The 18880-nt window shown below is 77.3% G+C and carries 4 protein-coding genes; all 4 read left to right on the top strand.

Annotated elements, in window-relative coordinates:
• A partial coding sequence (locus VM95_RS34340; protein WP_045704469.1) for a type I polyketide synthase occupies positions 1-1992 on the top strand: 1992 nt, incomplete at its 5' end.
• Positions 1993-2067: 75 nt separating this feature from the next.
• Entirely contained in the window at positions 2068-11430 is a 9363-nt protein-coding gene (locus tag VM95_RS34335; RefSeq protein ID WP_045704464.1) for a type I polyketide synthase, read from the top strand.
• 32 nt (positions 11431-11462) lie between these two features.
• Positions 11463-16367, top strand: a complete 4905-nt coding sequence (locus VM95_RS34330; RefSeq protein WP_045704466.1) for a type I polyketide synthase — start codon at positions 11463-11465, stop codon at positions 16365-16367.
• Positions 16364-18880: type I polyketide synthase (locus tag VM95_RS34325; protein ID WP_045704462.1), on the top strand; the 2517-nt coding region annotated here is incomplete at its 3' end. The genes VM95_RS34330 and VM95_RS34325, both read left to right, overlap by 4 nt.

Here is an 18880-nt window from a genome sequence, read left to right as displayed (position 1 = left end):
GGGTGGTCGTTCGTGCGGGCGGCGTCGGTGCCGGTGGTGTTCCTGACGGCGTTCTACGGGCTGGTGGAGCTCGGCGGGCTGCGGTCGGGTGAGTCGGTGTTGGTGCACGCGGCGGCGGGTGGGGTGGGGATGGCGGCCGTGCAGCTGGCGGGCCATCTGGGCGCGGAGGTGTTCGCGACGGCGAGCGAGGCGAAGTGGCCGGTGGTCGAAGGACTCGGCGTGGACGCGGCCAAGATCGGTTCCTCGCGGGATCTGTCGTTCGAGGAGACGGTCCGTACGGCGTCGGGTGGTCGCGGGGTGGATGTGGTGTTGAACTCGCTGGCGGGTGAGTTCGTGGACGCCTCGGCGCGGCTGCTGGGGGAGGGTGGCCGGTTCCTGGAGATGGGCAAGACGGACATTCGTCCGGATGGCTGGGCGGCGGCCGATGGGATCGTCTACCGGCCGTTCGACCTGCTGGACGCGGGCCCGGAGTTGATCGGTGGGATGCTGGCGCGGCTCGTCGAGCTGTTCGAGCAGGGGGTCCTCGTGCCGCTGCCGGTGCGGGTGTGGGACGTGCGCCGGGCGGGCGAGGCGCTCCGTTACATGAGTCAGGCCCGGCATGTCGGCAAGGTCGTGCTGACGGTCCCGCGCCCGATCCCGCCGGCCGGCACCGTGCTGGTCACCGGCGGGACAGGTGCCCTGGGCGCCCTGGTGGCCCGCCACCTCGTCACCCACCACGGCGTCCGGGAGCTGGTTCTGACCAGCCGTCGCGGCCCGGACGCCCCGGGCGCGGCGGACCTGGTCGGCGACCTGCGCGCCCTCGGGGCCGAGGTGAGCATCGTCGCCTGTGATGTGAGCGACCGCGAGGCCGTCCGCCACCTCGTCGCGACCCTCGGCGAGCGCCTGACGGCGGTCGTGCACACCGCCGGTGTCCTGGACGACGCGACGGTGGCCGCGCTCACGCCCGAGCGCCTGGCCCGGGTGAGCCGTCCGAAGGTCGACGCCGTGCGCCACCTGGACGAGGCGACCCGGCACCTGGACCTGGCCGCGTTCGTCGTGTTCTCCTCCGTCGCCGGTGTCCTCGGCACGGCCGGGCAGGGCGCCTACGCGTCCGCGAACGCCGCGCTCGACGCCCTGATGGCCGACCGCCGTGCCCAGGGCCTGCCCGCCCTCTCCCTGGCCTGGGGCCAGTGGGACGGCCCGGGCATGGCCGCCGGCCTGGCCGAGACGGACCTGGCCCGAATGGCCCGTACCGGCATCCGCCCGATGAGCGCCGACGAAGGGCTTGCGCTCCTCGACGCGGCTCTGTGCCGCGACGAGCCCGTCCTCGTCCCCGCCCGCCTCGATCCAGTGGCGTTGGCCCGCCGCGACGACCTGCCCCCGATCCTGAGCCGCCTCGTGCGCGCACCCCGCCGCCGCGCCGCCGCCACCGGCACCACCGAGTCCCCGACCACCCTCACCCACCGCCTCGCCGCACTCCCAGAAGCCCAACAGCGCGAGCTGCTGGACGACTTGGTGCGCGGCCACGCCGCCACCGTCCTCGGCCACGGCGACCCGCTCGCGGTCGACATGCACCGCGGCTTCCTGGAGTTGGGCTTCGACTCGCTCACCGCCGTCGAGCTGCGCAACCGGCTCCAGCGGGCCACCGGCCTGCGCCTGCCGACCACCCTGATCTTCGACTACCCGGCCCCCGCCGCGCTCGCCGGGCACGTGCACGAGGAGCTGCGGCCGGCCGGCACCGCCCCCTCCGCGCCCGGTCTGGACGAGCTCGACCGGCTCGAAGCGGCCGTCGCCGCCCTGGCCGCCGACAGCGACCACCGGGATCGGCTGGCCAGGCGGATCCGGTCCCTGCTCTGGAAGGTGGAGGCCGACCCGGCCCCGGCGGGCGGGCCGGACGGGACGCACGGGCCGGACGGGACGCACGGGCCCGGCGGGTCGGACGGCGGCGGGCTCGGCGCGGCCAGCGACGACGAGATGTTCGCCCTGATCGACAAGGAGCTCGGGCGCCCATGACCCAGGCCGCAACCACCCAGGCGCCAGTGAACCGTTCAGTCCCCGCGACGTGCCCAGGGAAGAAGGTCGCTCTCGATGCCTAGCAACGAGGAGAAGCTCCGGGAGTACTTGAAGCTCGTCACCACCGATCTGCGGCAGACGCGCCAGCGCCTGCAGGCCGTGGAGGCGCGGGCGAACGAGCCGGTCGCGATCGTCGGCATGGCCTGCCGCTACCCGGGCGGCGTCAGCTCGCCCGAAGAGCTGTGGCGCCTGGTGGCCGAAGGCACGGACGCCATCGGCGAGTTCCCCACCGATCGCGGCTGGGACGTGGCGGCCCTGTACGACCCGGACCCGGACCGACAGGGGACGACCTACGTGCGCGCGGGCGGATTCGTCGACGGCGCCGCCGAGTTCGACGCGGGCTTCTTCGGCATCTCGCCGCGCGAGGCGCTGGCGATGGACCCGCAGCAGCGGCTGGTGCTGGAGACCTCCTGGGAGGCCTTCGAACGGGCTGGCATCGACCCGACCGCGCTCGCCGGCAGCCCGACCGGCGTCTTCCTCGGCGCGGGCACCTCCGGCTACCTGGTGGGCATGCAGCCGCTGCCCGAGGGCGTGGAGACGTACGCGCTGACGGGCAACGCGGCGAGCGTGCTGTCCGGCCGGGTGGCGTACACGCTCGGCCTGGAGGGCCCGGCGATCACGGCGGACACCGCGTGCTCCTCCTCGCTGGTGGCGCTGCACCTGGCCGCGCAGGCGCTGCGCTCCGGCGAGTGCACGCTCGCGCTGGCCGGCGGCGTCACCCTGATGCCGACGCCGCGCCTGTTCGTGGACTTCAGCCGGCAGCGGGGGCTGTCGCCGGACGGGCGGTGCAAGGCCTTCGCCGCCGGTGCGGACGGCACGGGCTGGGCCGAGGGCGCGGGCGTCCTGCTGCTGGAGCGGCTGTCCGACGCGCGGCGCCTGGGCCACCCGGTGCTGGCCGTGCTGCGCGGCTCGGCGACCAACCAGGACGGCGCCAGCAGCGGCCTCACCGCCCCCAACGGGCCGTCGCAGCAGCGGGTGATCGAGGCCGCGCTGGCCAACGCCCGGCTGTCGGCCGGGCAGGTGGACGCCGTCGAGGCGCACGGCACCGGCACCGCGCTCGGCGACCCGATCGAGGCGCAGGCGCTCATCGCCACCTACGGGCGGGCGCACTCCGCCGACCGGCCGCTCCGGTTGGGCTCGATCAAGTCGAACATCGGCCACAGCGCGGCCGCCGCCGGCGTGGCGGGCGTGATCAAGATGGTGATGGCCCTGCGCCACGGCCTCCTGCCGCGCACCCTGCACGTGGACGAGCCGACCCGCGAGGTGGACTGGTCGGCCGGCACCGTGCGGTTGCTGACCGAGCCGGTGGCGTGGCCGTCCGGCGGGGAACCGCGTCGGGCCGGGGTGTCCTCGTTCGGGATCAGCGGCACCAACGCGCACGTGATCGTCGAGGAGGCGCCCGCCGTCGAACGGCCGGAGCCCGAGCCCGGGTCGGAGCCGGCGCCGGGCGGGTCGAGACCGCCGCTGCTGCGTTCGCCGGTCCTGCCGTGGGTGGTGTCGGCGCGCTCGGAGGCCGCGCTGGCCGCGCAGGCCGGACGGTTGGCGTCGTGGGCCGCGGCCGACCCGGCGGCGACGGCGCACGCGCTCGCCACCGGTCGGGCGGCGCTCGACCACCGGGCCGTGGCGATCGGCGCGGGATCGGAGGAACTGCGCGCGGCCCTCAGGTCGTTGGCGGCGGGCGCGCCGGCGGCGAACGCGGTCGCGGGCGTGGCGGGCGCGGGACGCAAGGTCGCGTTCGTCTTCCCGGGGCAGGGCGCGCAGTGGGTCGGCATGGGCGCCGAACTGCTGGACACCGCACCGGTGTTCGCCGCGCGGATCGCGGAGTGCGAGGCGGTGCTGGCGCCGCACGTGGACTGGTCGCTCACCGAAGTGCTGCGTGGCGGTGCGGGGTTGGACCGGGTGGACGTGGTCCAGCCGGTGCTGTGGGCGGTGATGGTGTCGCTGGCGGCGCTGTGGCGTGCCGCCGGTGTCGAACCGGCGGCCGTGGTGGGCCACTCGCAGGGCGAGATCGCCGCGGCCTGCGTGGCGGGGGCGCTGTCGCTGGAGGACGGCGCGCGGGTCGTCGCCCTGCGCAGCCGGGCCCTGCTGGCCCTGTCCGGCAGGGGCGGCATGGTCTCGCTCCCGCTGCCCGCCGAGGAGGTGGAGCGGCTGCTGGAGCCGTACGGCGGCCGGATCTCGATCGCCGCGCTCAACGGGCCGTCCACCACGGTGGTTTCGGGCGACGCGGACGCCCTGGAGAGGCTGCTCGCCGAGCACGAGCGGGCCCGCCGCATCGACGTCGACTACGCCTCGCACAGCGCGCACGTCGAGCAGATCCGCGACGAGCTCGTGGCCGTCCTGGCCGGGATCACCCCGCGCACGGCCGAGATCCCGTTCCACTCCACCGTCACGGGCGGCGAGGTGGACACCGCCACCCTGGACGCCGCGTACTGGTACGCCAACCTGCGCCGGCCCGTCCGCTTCGCCCCGGTCGTCGAGGCGCTGGCGGGGCGCGGCTTCGGGGCGTTCGTCGAGGTGAGCGCGCACCCGGTGGTGACCGGTGGCGTCGGCGAGTGCGTCGAGCGGGCCGGCTCCCGGGCCGTCGCCCTGGGCACCCTGCGCCGGGAGGAGGGCGGGCCGGAGCGCTTCCTGCTGTCCCTCGCCCGGGCCTGGACGGCCGGCGCGCCCGTCGACTGGCGGACGGTCCTGCCCGCCGACGCCGCCCTGGTGGACCTGCCCACCTACGCGTTCCAGCGCGAGCGCTACTGGATCACCGCGCCGTTCGTCGCGCCCGGCGAGGGCACGGACGCGGCGGAGGCGCGGTTCTGGGCCGCCGTGGAGGGCGAGGACCTGGCGGCGCTGGAGCAGCTGCTGCCGGTGGACGGCCCGGGCTGGGGCGAGGTGCTGCCGGAGCTCGCCGCGTGGCGGCGGGGGCGGCGCGAGCGGTCGGTGCTCGACTCCTGGCGGTACCGGGTCGTGTGGCGCCCGGTGCCGAAGGCGACGGCCCCCGGCCCGGCGGCGGACGGGCCGGACGGCCGCTGGCTGGTGCTGGCTCCGCCCGGCGTCGGCGCGGACGTGCTCGCCGGTCGCGCCGAGCGCGTGGAGGTGCGGACCCCGGACCGCGAGGGTCTGGCCCGCCTCCTGCCGGACGCGGCCGACGGCGTCGCGGGCGTGGTCTCGCTGCTCGACGCCCCGGGCACGCTGAGCCTGCTGCAGGCCATGGCGGACGCCGGGGTCGACGCCCCGCTGTGGTGCGTCACGCGCGGCGCGGTCTCGGTCGGCACGGGCGACCGGGTGACCAGCCCCGAGCAGGCCCAGCTCTGGGGCCTCGGCCGGGTCGCCGCCCTGGAGTTCCCGCACCGCTGGGGCGGCCTGGTCGACCTGCCGGACGAGGGGCCCGCCGATCTGGCCCCCGTGCTGGCCGCCGCTGCCGCCGCCGGTGAGGACCAGCTGGCCGTGCGCCCCACCGGCACCTACGTCCGCCGCCTGGTCCGCGCGCCGCTCGCCGCCGGCCCCGCCGCGCGCGCCTGGACGCCCACGGGCACGGTGCTGGTCACCGGTGGTACCGGCGTGGTCGGCGCCGAGGTCGCCCGGTGGCTGGCGGCCCGGGGCGCCGAGCGCCTGGTGCTGCTGAGCCGGCGCGGCCCGGCCGCCCCCGGTGCGCCCGAACTGCTCGCCGAGCTCCGCGCGGCCGGTGCGCAGGCCGAGATCGTGGCCTGCGACGTGACCGACCGTGCGGCGCTGGCGGCCCGCCTCGACGGCCTCGCCGCCGCCGGGACGCCCGTCCGCACCGCCGTCCACACCGCGGCGCGGATCGAGCTGGCCGCCCTGCGGGACACCGCGCCCGACCGCTACCGCGCGATCGTCGCCGCCAAGCTGGGCGGAGCCGCGCACCTCGACGAACTGCTCGACCCGGCAGCCGAGTTGGTGCTGTTCTCCTCGGTCACCGGCGTCTGGGGCAGCGGCGACCACGGCGCGTACGCGGCCGCCAACGCCCACCTGGACGCGCTCGCCGAGCGGCGGCACGCGGCCGGGCGGCGCACCGTGTCGATCGCCTGGGGCGTCTGGGACGCCCACAACGAGCGGGACACCGCCGACACCGCCCGCCGCCGCGCCGTCACCGCCCGGGCCGGCGAGCGGGGCCTGCCGCTGATGGACCCGGCGCTCGCCTGCGCCGCGCTGCAGCAGGTGCTGGACCGGGACGACGCCACGATCGCCGTCGCCCGGGTGGACTGGCCGCGCTTCACCGCCCTCTACACCTCCGCCCGCCCCACCCGCCTGCTGGCCGAGCTCCCGGAGGCCGCGCAGCCGGACCCGCGTGACCCGGCCGGGTTTCCGTCCCGGGCCGACGAACTGCGCGCCCGCCTCACCGCCCTGCCCGCCGCCCGGCAGCAGCACGAGCTGCGGGAATTCGTCCGCGACCACGCGGCCGCCGTGCTCGGGCACCGGGGCACCGGCGCGCTCGACCCGCACCGGCCGTTCCGCGAGCTCGGCTTCGACTCGGTGACCGCCGTGGAACTGCGCACCCGGCTGGCCGGGGCCACCGGCCTCGCCCTGCCGGCGACGCTGGTGTTCGACCACCCGACGCCCGCCGCGGTCGGCGCCCGGCTCGGCGCCCTGCTGCTCGGCGACGCCGCGCCGGAGTCGGCGGCCGCCGCCGCGGCACCGGTCGCGGGCGGCCCCGCGCCGGACGAGCCGATCGCGATCGTCGGCATGGCCTGCCGCTACCCGGGCGCGGCGTCCCCCGACGAGCTGTGGCGGCTGCTGGCCGAGGGCGGCGACGCGATCGGCCCGCTGCCGGACGGCCGGGGCTGGAGCCTGGACGCGCTGCACGACCCGGACCCGGACCGCACCGGCCGCAGCTACGTCCGCACCGGCGGCTTCCTCGCCGACGCGGACCGCTTCGACGCCGCGTTCTTCGGCATCTCCCCGCGCGAGGCGCTGGCCATGGACCCGCAGCAGCGGCTGCTGCTGGAGACCTCGTGGGAGGCCGTCGAACACGCCGGCATCGACCCGACCGGCCTGCGCGGCAGCCGCACCGGCACCTTCGTCGGCGCCAACCAGCCCGAGTACGGCGTGGCCGGCCAGGCGCTGCCCGCCGAGCACGAAGGCCACCTGCTCACCGGCGCCAGCGCCAGCGTGGTCTCCGGCCGGGTCGCGTACGCCCTCGGCCTGGAGGGCCCGGCGGTGACCGTCGAGACTGCCTGCTCCTCCTCGCTCGTCGCCCTGCACCTGGCCGCGCAGTCGCTGCGCACGGGGGAGTGCACGATGGCGCTGGCCGGCGGCGTGTCCGTGCTGGCCACGCCGACCGCGTTCATCGGCTTCAGCCGCCAGCGCGGCCTGGCGCCGGACGGGCGGTGCAAGGCCTTCGCGGACGGCGCTGACGGCATGGGCCTCGCGGAGGGCGTGGGCGTCCTGCTGCTGGAACGCCTGTCGGACGCGCGGCGCAACGGCCACCGGGTGCTCGCGGTGATCCGCGGCTCGGCGACCAACCAGGACGGCGCCTCCAACGGCCTCGCCGCCCCGAACGGCCCGGCCCAGCAGCGCGTCATCGAACAGGCGCTCGCCAACGCCGAGCTGACGGCCGATCAGATCGACGCGGTGGAGGCGCACGGCACCGGCACCCGGCTGGGCGACCCGATCGAGGCCCAGGCCCTGCTCGCCACCTACGGCCGAGGCCGCCCCGCCGAGCGGCCGGTGCGGCTCGGGTCGGTGAAGTCCAACATCGGCCACACCCAGGCCGCTTCGGGCATCGCCGGAGTGATCAAGATGGTGCTGGCGCTGCGCCGGGGCGTGCTGCCGCGCACCCTGCACGCGGACCGGCCCACCGGCGAGGTGGACTGGACGGCGGGCGCGGTCGCGCTGCTCACCGAACCGGTGGACTGGCCGCGCGGCGAGCGGCCCCGCCGGGCCGGCGTGTCCTCCTTCGGGCTCAGCGGCACCAACGCCCACGTCATCCTGGAGGAGGCACCCCCCGCCGAGCGGCGCGACCGGCCCGAGGAGGAGGCGGCCGAGCCGGTGCTGCGCACGCCGGTGCTGCCGTGGCCGATCTCGGCGAAGAGCCGCCCCGCCCTGGCCGACCAGGCCCGCCGACTGGCGGCCCGGACGGCGCGGACGGCCACGGACCCGGCGGACCTGGCGCACTCGCTGGCCACCACCCGGGCGGCGCTGGACCACCGGGCGGTGCTGGTCGGCGGCGACCCCGCCGGGCTGCGCGCCCTGGCGGACGGCGCCCCGGCGGCCGGCCTGGTCACGGGCACCGCCGGGGACGGGCGGGTGGTGTTCGTCTTCCCGGGCCAGGGCTCGCAGTGGGTCGGGATGGGGGTCGAACTGCTCGATGCCGCGCCGGTGTTCGCCGCGCGGATCGCCGCGTGCGAGGCGGCGCTGGCGCCGTACGTGGACTGGTCGCTGACCGACGTGCTGCGCGGCGGTGCGGGGTTGGAACGGGTGGACGTCGTGCAGCCGGTGCTGTGGGCGGTGATGGTGTCCCTGGCCGGGCTGTGGCAGTCGGCGGGCGTCGAGCCGGCGGCCGTGGTCGGGCACTCGCAGGGCGAGATCGCGGCCGCTTGCGTGGCGGGGGCGCTGTCGCTGGAGGACGGCGCCCGGGTCGTCGCGCTGCGCAGCCGGGCGCTGCTGGCGCTGTCCGGCAAGGGCGGCATGGTGTCGCTCCCGTTGCCCGCCGACGACGCGGCGACGCTGCTGGAGCCGTACGGCGGCCGGATCTCGATCGCCGCGCTCAACGGCCCGTCGTCCACGGTGGTTTCGGGCGACGCGGACGCCCTGGAGCACCTGCTGGCGGAGCACGAACGCGCCCGCCGGATCGACGTCGACTACGCCTCGCACTGCGCCCACGTCGAGGCGATCCGCGACGAGTTGCTCACGGCGCTCGCCGGGATCACCCCGCGCGCCGCCGACATCCCCTTCCACTCCACCGTCACCGGCGGCGAGCTGGACACCACCGCGCTCGACGCCGGGTACTGGTACGCCAACCTGCGCAACCCCGTGCGGTTCGCCGACGTGGTCGGCGGGCTGCTGGACGACGGGGTCGGGGTGTTCGTGGAGGCCAGCGCGCACCCCGTGGTCACGGTCGGCATCGGCGAGCTGATCGCGCAGCGCGGCACGCCGGCCGCCGCCCTCGGCACGCTGCGCCGCGAGGACGGCGGCCCGCAGCGGGTCCTGCTCTCCCTCGCCGAGGCCTGGGTGCACGGCGCGGCCGTGGACTGGCGGCGGGTGCTGCCGGGCGACGCGCGGGTGGTGGACCTGCCGACCTACCCGTTCCAGCGGGAACGGTACTGGCTGGCGCCGCAGCCGGCGGCCGACGCCGCGGAGGCGGAGTTCTGGGCGGCGGTGGAGCGCGGCGACCTGGCGGCGCTGGAGCGGGTGGTGCCCGCCGGGGGCTCCGGGTGGGGCACGGTGGCCGCCGGACTCGCGGCCTGGCGGCGCAGCCGCCGCGAGCGCGCGGCGCACGGCTCCCGCCGGTACCGGGTGGAGTGGCACCGGCTGGCCGAGCCGAGAACCGACGTCGGCCTGGCCGGCCGCTGGCTGGTGCTGGCGCCGACCGGCGCGGGCAAGGACCTGCTCCCGGCGTACGCCGAGCGGATCGAGGTGGACGCCGCCGACCGCGACAGCCTGGCACGGGCGCTGCGCGAGGCGATCGAGGGCGGCGAGGCCGTCGCGGGCCTGGTGTCGCTGCTCGACGCGCCGGGCGTGCTGGCCCTGCTGCAGGCCGCGGCGGACGCCGAGGTCGACGCCCCGCTCTGGTGCGTCACCCGCGGCGCGGTGTCGGTCGGCGCGGACGACCGGCCGGCCAGCCCGGCGCAGGCGCAGATCTGGGGCCTCGGCCGCGTCGCGGCGCTCGAACTCCCGCACCGCTGGGGAGGGTTGATCGACCTTCCCGAGGACGGTACGGAGCCGGACACGGACCTGGCCGCCGTGCTGGCCGCCGCCGCCGACGAGGGCGAGGACCAGCTGGCCGTGCGCCCCACCGGCACCTACGTCCGCCGCCTGGTGCGCGCCGACCCCGCGATCGGGGATGCCGGAGCCGCCGAGGCCTGGACGCCGGCCGGCACCGTCCTGGTCACCGGCGGCACCGGCGCGGTGGGGGCGACCGTCGCCCGCTGGCTGGCGGAACGCGGAGCCGAGCACCTGGTGCTGCTGAGCCGCCGGGGCCCGGCCGCCCCGGGCGCCCCCGAACTGCTCGCCGACCTGCGCGCGGCCGGCGCCGAGGCCGAGATCCTGGCCTGCGACGTCACCGACCGCGACGCGCTGGCCGACCGGCTGGCCCGGCTCGCCGCCGCCGGCACCCCGGTCCGCACCGCCGTCCACGCCGCCTCCGCCGTCGAACTCGAACCGCTGACCAGGACCCCGGCGGACCGGTTCGCTCGGATCGTCGCCACCAAGGCCGCCGGCGCCGACCACCTGGACGAACTCCTCGACCCGGACGCCACCCTGGTGCTGTTCTCCTCGGTCACCGCCGTCACCGGCAGCGGCGACCACGGCGCCTTCGCCGCCGCCAACGCGCACCTGGACGCGCTCGCCGAGCGCCGGCACGCGGACGGCCGGCGGGCCCTGTCGGTCGCCTGGGGCGTCTGGGACCTCGTCAACGAGCACGACGACCCGGCCGTCACCGAGCGCCGCCGGGCGGCGAACCGCCGGGCCGGCGCCCGGGGCCTGCCGCCCACCGACCCGGCGTCCGGCTGCGCCGAACTGGGCAGGCTGCTGGGCCGGTTGGACGCCGGGCGGCACCCGGTGGCCGTCGTCGCCGAGATCGACTGGTCCCGCTTCCTGGAGCTGTTCACCTCCGCCCGCCCGTCCCGCCTGTTCGCCGCCCTGCCCGACGTCCGGACGGCCGCCCCGCCGCAGCCGTCCGCCGAACAGTCGGCCGGCCTGCGCAGACGGCTGTCCGGCGCGTCCGGCGCCGAACGGGAGCGGCTGCTGCTGGAGTTGGTGCGCGGCCACGCGGCGGCCGCGCTCGGGCACGGCGGCGCCGGATCGGTGGCCGCGGACCGGCCGTTCCGCGAGCTCGGCTTCGACTCGCTGCTCGCCGTCCAGCTGCGCACCAGCCTGACCGCCGCCACCGGGGTGACGCTGCCGCCGACCCTGGTCTTCGACCACCCCACCCCGGCGGCCGTGGCCGCCCACCTGCTCGACGCGCTCGCACCGGACGCGGCCGCCCCCGGCCCGGTGCTCGCCGAACTCGACCGGCTGGAAGCCGCGTTCGCGCGGCACGCGCCGGACGGCGGCGACCGCCCGCTGATCGCCAAACGGCTGCGGGCCCTGCTCCGGCAGTACACCGGCGGCCCCACCGACCAGGACGAACCGGGAGCGGCGGACGACCTCAGCACGACCGGCATGACCGAGATCTTCGACCTCATCGACCGCGAATTCGGCAGCCAGTGAACGGCATCGACGACTCCCAGCGAGGGACGGCCATGGCGAACAACGAGGAGAAGCTCCTCGACTACCTCAGGCGGGTCACCGCCGACCTGCGCCGGACGCAGCACCGGCTGCGCGAGGTGGAGGCGGCCGGCGGCGAGCCGATCGCCGTCGTCGGCATGGCCTGCCGCTACCCGGGCGCGGTGCGCTCGCCCGAGGACCTGTGGCAGTTCGTCGCCGAGGGCCGCGACGCCGTCTCGGCGTTCCCCACCGACCGCGGCTGGGACCTCGCCGGCCTCTACGACGAGGACCCGGACCGGGCCGGGTGCACCTACGTCACCCACGGCGGATTCCTGGACCGGCTCGGCGACTTCGACGCCGAGTTCTTCGGCATCTCGCCGCGCGAGGCGACCGCGATGGCCCCGCAGCAGCGGCTGCTGCTGGAGACCGCCTGGGAGGCGCTGGAACAGGCCCGGATCGCCCCGACCGCGCTGGCCGGCAGCCGCACCGGCACCTTCCTGGGCTGCAACCAGCTCGACTACTGCTGGAACGTCCCGGAGATCCCGGCCGGCTACGAGGGCTACCTGACCACCGGCGGCGCCGCCGCCGTGGTCTCCGGCCGGATCGCCTACGCGCTCGGCCTGGAGGGCCCGGCCGTCACCGTCGACACCGCCTGCTCCTCCTCGCTGGTGGCACTCCACTGGGCCTGCCAGTCGCTGCGCGGCGGCGAGTCCGCGCTGGCCCTGGCGGGCGGGGTGGCGGTGATGGCCACGCCCGCCGAGTTCATCGGGTTCAGCGAACAGCGCGGCCTGGCGCCGGACGGGCGGTGCAAGCCGTTCGCGGACGCCGCGGACGGCATGGGCCTGGCGGAGGGCGCGGGCGTCCTGGTGCTGGAACGGCTGTCGGACGCGCGGCGCAACGGCCACCGGGTGCTCGCGGTGATCCGCGGCTCGGCGGTCAACCAGGACGGCGCCTCCAACGGCCTCACCGCGCCCAACGGGCCGGCCCAGCAGCGGGTGATCCGCGAGGCGCTGGCCAACGCCGGGCTGACGGCCGACCAGGTCGACGCCGTGGAGGCGCACGGCACCGGCACCACGCTCGGCGACCCGATCGAGGCCCAGGCCCTGCTCGCCACCTACGGCCGGAACCGGCCGGCCGAGCGGCCGCTGCGACTCGGCTCGATCAAGTCCAACCTCGGCCACACCCAGGCGGCGGCCGGAGTGGCCGGGGTGATCAAGATGGTGCAGGCGCTGCGGCGCGAACTGCTGCCGCCCACCCTGCACGTGGACCGGCCGACCGGGCAGGTGGACTGGACGGCGGGCGCGGTCGCGCTGCTCACCGAGCCGGTCACCTGGCCGCGCGGCGAACGGCCGCGGCGGGCGGCGGTGTCCTCCTTCGGGATCAGCGGCACCAACGCGCACGTGATCGTCGAGGAGGCGCCCGCGGCCGAGCCCGCCGAGCCCGCCGAGCCCGCCGAGCCCGCCGAGCCCGCCGAGCCTGCGGTGCCCGCCGGGCCGCTGCCCTGGCTGCTGTCGGCCCGCTCCGAGCAGGCGCTGCGGGCACAGGCCGGACGGCTGCGCGGGCCGGCCGCCGCGCCCGGCGCCTCGCCCGTCGAGACCGGCTACTCGCTGCTCACCACCCGCGCCGCGCTGCCGCACCGCGCGGTGGTGGTCGGCGCGGACGCCGACCAACTGGCGGAGGGACTGGGCCGGCTCGCCGACGGGCAGCCCGCGCCGAGCGTGGTGACCGGAGTGGCGGGCGGGGACGGCCGGGTGGTGTTCGTCTTCCCGGGGCAGGGCGCGCAGTGGGCCGGGATGGGCGCCGAACTCCTCGACACCGCACCCGTGTTCGCGGCGCGCATCGCGGAGTGCGAGGCGGCGCTGGCGCCGTACGTGGACTGGTCGCTCACCGAAGTGCTGCGCAGTGGCGCGGAGTTGGACCGGGTGGACGTCGTGCAGCCGGTGCTGTGGGCGGTGATGGTGTCGCTCGTGGCGCTCTGGCGGTCGTACGGCGTCGAACCGGCGGCCGTGGTCGGGCACTCGCAGGGCGAGATCGCGGCGGCGTGTGTGGCCGGGGCGCTGTCGCTCGACGACGGCGCGCGGGTCGTCGCGCTGCGCAGCCGGGCGCTGCTGGCGCTGTCCGGCCAGGGCGGCATGGTGTCCGTCCCCCTGCCCGCCGAGGAGGTGGCGCGACTGCTGGAGCCGTACGGCGGCCGGATCTCGATCGCCGCGCTCAACGGGCCCTCGTCCACGGTGGTTTCGGGCGACGCGGACGCGCTGGAGCAGCTGCTGGCGGAGCACGAGCGGGCGCGCCGCATCGACGTCGACTACGCCTCGCACTCCGCCCACGTCGAGGCGATCCGCGCCGACATCCTCACCGCCCTCGACGGCATCACCCCGCGCCCGGCTCAAGTCCCCTTCCACTCCACGCTGGTGGGCGAGCCGATCGACACCGCCACGCTGGACGCCGACTACTGGTACCGCAACCTGCGCAGCCCGGTGCGCTTCGCCGAGGTGATCGCCCGCCTGCTGGCGGCGGACCACGGGGTGTTCGTCGAGGCCAGCGCGCACCCGGTGCTCACCCTCGGCGTCGGCGAGTGCATCGAGCGCAGCGGCCGGAACGCCGTCGCCCTGGGCACCCTGCGCCGCGACGAGGGCGGGCCGCAGCGGTTCACCCTCGCGCTGGCCGAGGCGTGGGCGCACGGCGTGCCGGTCGACTGGCAGGGCGCGTTCCCGGCCGGCACCCGCGCCGTGGACCTGCCCACGTACGCCTTCCAGCACCGGCGGTACTGGCTCGAACCCGCGCCCGGCACGCCCGGGCCGCACGCTGCGCCCCGCGCCGACCGGGCGGAGGGCGCGTTCTGGGCGGCCGTGGCCGCCGAGGACCTGGACGCCGTCGCGGCCGCCGTCAGCGCGGACGGCGCCGCCCGCGCCGCCCTGGCGCCCGCGCTGCCCGTGCTCTCCGCCTGGCACCGGCGCCGCGGCGAGCGGGCCGCCGTGGACGCCTGGCGCTACCGCATCACCTGGCAGCCCGTGCCCGAACCGGCCGCCGCACCCCCGGGCCGCTGGCTGCTGGTCGTCCCGCAGGGCATCGCCGGGGAGGGGGCGGACGCCTGCCGGGAGGCCCTGTGCGCCGCCGGCGCCACCGTCGACCTGCTGGCCGTGGACGCGGCCACCTCCGACCGCACGGAGCTCGCCGAGCGGCTGCGCACCACCGCGGCCGTCGACGGCGTGCTCTCGCTGCTCGCCGTGGACGGCCGGCCCCGGCCCGGCGCGCCGGACGTGACCGCCGGGCTCGCCGCCACCCTCGCGCTGCTCCAGGCCCTCGGCGACGCGGGCGTCGAAGCCCCGCTCTGGTGCGCCACCCGGGGCGCCGTCAGCGCCGCCGACCGGCCCGTCGACCCGCGCCAGGCGCAGGTGTGGGGGCTCGGCCGGGTGGCCGCCCTGGAGCACCCGCGCCGCTGGGGCGGCCTGCTGGACCTGCCCGAGCGGCTCGACGCCCGCGCCGGGGCCCGGCTCGCGGCCGTCCTCGCGGGCGGCACCGGCGAGGACCAGCTCGCGCTGCGCGAGCAGGGCCTGCTGGCCCGGCGGCTGGTCCGGGACGCTACGGCCGGCCCGTACGGCCCTGGCGGCTCGGACGGCCCGGCCCCGCAGCCGTGGCGGCCGAGCGGCACCGTGCTGGTCACCGGCGGGACGGGCGCGCTCGGCGCCCGGGTCGCCGACTGGCTGGCCCGCGGCGGCGCCGAGCACCTGGTGCTGGCGAGCCGGCGCGGCCCGGACGCCCCCGGCGCGGCCGACCTGGCAGCCCGGCTGACCGCGCTCGGGGCGACGATCACCCTCGCCCGCTGCGACGTCGGCGACCGCACGGCGGTGGCGCGGCTGCTCGCCGAACTCCCCGCCGAGCCGCCGCTGACCGCCGTCGTGCACTGCGCCGGGGTCCTGGACAACGCCCTCCTCGACAGCGCCGACCCGGCCCACCTGGCCCGGGTGCTCGCCGCCAAGGCCGGCGGCGCCGCCCACCTCGACGAACTCACCGAAGGCATCCCGCTCGACGCCTTCGTGCTCTTCTCCTCCAACGCCGGCGTCTGGGGCAGCGGAGGCCAGGGCGGCTACGCCGCCGCCAACGCCCACCTCGACGCCCTCGCCGAGCGGCGCCGGGCCCGCGGCCTGCCCGCCACCGCCGTCGCCTGGGGCGCCTGGGCGGACACCGGACTGGCCGCCCGGGAAACGGAACGGGCCTACCTGGACCGGCGCGGCGTCCGCGCCATGGACCCCGACCTCGCGATCGTCGCGCTGCAACGCGCCCTCGACGAGGACGACGGCTGCGTGGCCGTCGCGGACGTGGACTGGCGCCGGTTCGCCGCCTCCTTCACCGCCCTGCGGCCCAGCCCGCTGCTCGCCGACCTGCCCGAGGCCCGACCGGCCGAGGAGGAGGCGCCGCCGGGCGATGCGGCCGCCGCACTGCGCGGGCTGCCCACGGCCGAGCAGCACACCGCGCTGCTGGACCTCGTCCGGGCGCACGCGGCGACGGTGCTCGGCCACCCGGGCCCGGACGCGGTGCCGGCCACGCGGGCCTTCAAGGAACTGGGCTTCGACTCGCTGGCGGCCGTCCAACTGCGCAACCGCCTGGCCGCCGCGACCGGCCTCACCCTCCCCGCCACCCTGGTCTTCGACCACCCCACCCCCGAGGCCCTGGCCCGCCACCTGCGCACCGGCCTGGCGGACGACGAGCCCACCGAGGCCGCCGTCCTCGCCGACCTCGACCGCCTGGACGCCACCCTGACGGCGGCGGAGTGGGACGACCGGTCCCGCAGCCGGATCGCCGGGCGCCTGCGGGTCCTGCTCGCGAAGTGGGGCGCCGAGCAGGGCGAGACCGGACCGGGGGACGCCCACGCGGAACTCGCGGAGGCCGGCGCGGACGAGATCTTCGACTTCATCCAGAGGGAGTTGGGCAAGGCATGAAGCCGGACGACCAGAAGCCGGACGACCAGAAGCTGCTCGACCACCTGCGCTGGGTCACCGCCGAGCTGGCGCAGACCCGGCAGCGGCTGCGGGAGGTGGAGGCGGCCGCCGACGAGCCGATCGCGATCGTCGGCATGGCCTGCCGCTACCCGGGCGGGGTCGCCTCGCCCGAGGACCTGTGGCGGCTCGTCCGGGACGGCCGCGACGCGATCGGCCCCTTCCCGACCGATCGCGGCTGGGACCTCACCGGCCTGTTCCACCCGGACCCCGACCACCCCGGCACCTCCTACTCCGACCGGGGCGGCTTCTGCGCCGACGTCGCCGACTTCGACGCGGACTTCTTCGGCATCTCCCCGCGCGAGGCGCTGGCCATGGACCCGCAGCAGCGGCTGCTCCTGGAGACCTCCTGGGAGGCCTTCGAACGGGCCGGCCTCGACCCGGCGGCGCTGCGCGGCAGCCGGACCGGTGTCTACGTCGGCGCCGCCTACTCCGGCTACGGCGCCGACCACGCCGGCTCCCCGCTGATCGAGGGCCACGCGCTCACCGGCGGCGCCCCCGCCATCACCTCCGGGCGGCTCGCCTACACCTTCGGCCTCGAAGGCCCGGCCGTCACCGTCGACACCATGTGCTCCTCCTCCTTGGTCGCCCTGCACCTCGCCGTGCAGGCGCTGCGCGCCGGCGAGTGCACGCTGGCACTGGCCGGCGGGGTGCTGGTGATCACCACCCCGCGCGAGTTCGTCGAGTTCTCCCGGCAGCGCGGACTGGCGGCCGACGGCCGCTGCAAGGCGTTCGCCGCCGGTGCGAACGGCACCGGCTGGGCCGAGGGCGCGGGCATGCTGCTGGTCGAGAAGCTGTCCGACGCGCGGCGCCACGGGCACCCGGTGCTCGCGGTGGTGCGCGGCTCGGCGGTCAACCAGGACGGCGCGTCGAACGGCCTGACCGCGCCCAACGGCCCCTCGCAGGAACGAGTGATCGAGGCGGCGCTGGCCAACGCCCGGCTGACGGCCGGCCAGGTCGACGCGGTGGAGGCGCACGGGACCGGCACCACGCTCGGCGACCCGATCGAGGCGCAGGCCCTGATCGCCACGTACGGGCGGGGACACAGCGCCGAACGGCCGCTGTGGCTGGGCGCGTTGAAGTCCAACCTCGGCCACACCCAGGCGGCGGCGGGCGTGGCGGGCGTCATCAAGACGGTGATGGCGCTGCGGAACGGGCTGCTGCCGCGCACGCTCCATGCGGACGAGCCGACCCCCGAGGTGGACTGGTCGGCGGGCACCGTGCGGCTGCTGACCGAGCCGGCGGCGTGGCCGCAGGGCGCCGAGCCGCGCCGGGCGGGCGTCTCCGCGTTCGGCGGCTCCGGCACCAACGCGCACGTGATCCTGGAGGAGGCGCCGCCCGAGCCCGACCGCGAGCCCGCTCCCCGCCGGCCGGTGCTGGTCACGGCGGCCCGGCCGTGGGCGCTCTCGGCCCGCTCGGCGGGCGCCCTGGCGGCCCAGGCGCGTCGGCTCGCCGCCGGGCGTGTGGACGATCCTGCCGCCGTGGCGCGTTCGCTGGTGGAGTCGCGGGCGGTGTTCGAGCGGCGTGCGGTGGTGGTCGGTTCCGCGCCGGAGCAACTGCGTGCCGCTCTACGTGTGTTGGCGGCGGGTGAGCCGTCTGCGGCGGTGGTGACGGGTGTCGCGGGGGACGGGCGGGTGGTGTTCGTCTTTCCGGGGCAGGGGTCCCAGTGGGCCGGCATGGGCGCCGAACTGCTGGACACGGCTCCGGTGTTCGCCGCGCGGATCGCGGAGTGCGAGGCGGCGCTGGCGCCGCATGTGGACTGGTCGCTCACCGAAGTGCTGCGCAGCGGCAAGGACTTGGACCGGGTCGACGTCGTGCAGCCGGCGCTGTGGGCGGTGATGGTGTCGCTGGCCGAGCTGTGGCGTGCCGTTGGCGTCGAGCCGGCGGCCGTGGTGGGGCACTCGCAGGGCGAGATCGCCGCTGCCTGCGTGGCGGGCGCGTTGTCGTTGGAGGACGGTGCCCGGGTCGTCGCCCTGCGCAGCCGGGCGCTGCTCGCCCTCTCGGGCAAGGGCGGGATGGTCTCGCTTCCGCTGCCCGCCGAGGAGGTGGCGGTGCTGCTGGAGCCGTACGGCGGCCGGATCGGGGTCGCCGCGCTCAACGGCCCTTCGTCGACGGTGGTTTCGGGTGACGCGGACGCGCTGGAGCAGCTGCTCGCCGAGCACGAGCGGGCGCGTCGGATCGACGTGGACTACGCCTCGCACGGCCCGCACGTCGAGCAGATCCGCGAGGAACTGCTCACCGCGCTCGCCTCGATCACCCCGCGCACGGCCGACGTCCCCTTCCACTCCACCGTCACGGGTGGTGAGGTGGACACCACCACCCTGGACGCGGAGTACTGGTACACCAACCTGCGCCAACCCGTCCGCTTCGCCCCGGTCGTCGAAGCCCTGGCCAGGCAGGGCCACGGGTCGTTCGTCGAGGTCAGCGCCCACCCGGTGGTGACCGTCGCGGTCGGC

It is taken from the genome of Streptomyces rubellomurinus (assembly GCF_000961885.1).
GTDB lineage: Bacteria > Actinomycetota > Actinomycetes > Streptomycetales > Streptomycetaceae > Kitasatospora > Kitasatospora rubellomurina.
Note: the sequence above shows the minus strand (reverse complement) of the source record. Positions and strands in the feature narration are given on the sequence as shown.

Coding starts and splice junctions, on each gene's coding strand:
- VM95_RS34335 (WP_045704464.1), top strand. CDS start 2,068: ATGCCTAGCAACGAGGAGAAGCTCCGGGAGTACTTGAAGCTCGTCACC.
- VM95_RS34330 (WP_045704466.1), top strand. CDS start 11,463: ATGGCGAACAACGAGGAGAAGCTCCTCGACTACCTCAGGCGGGTCACC.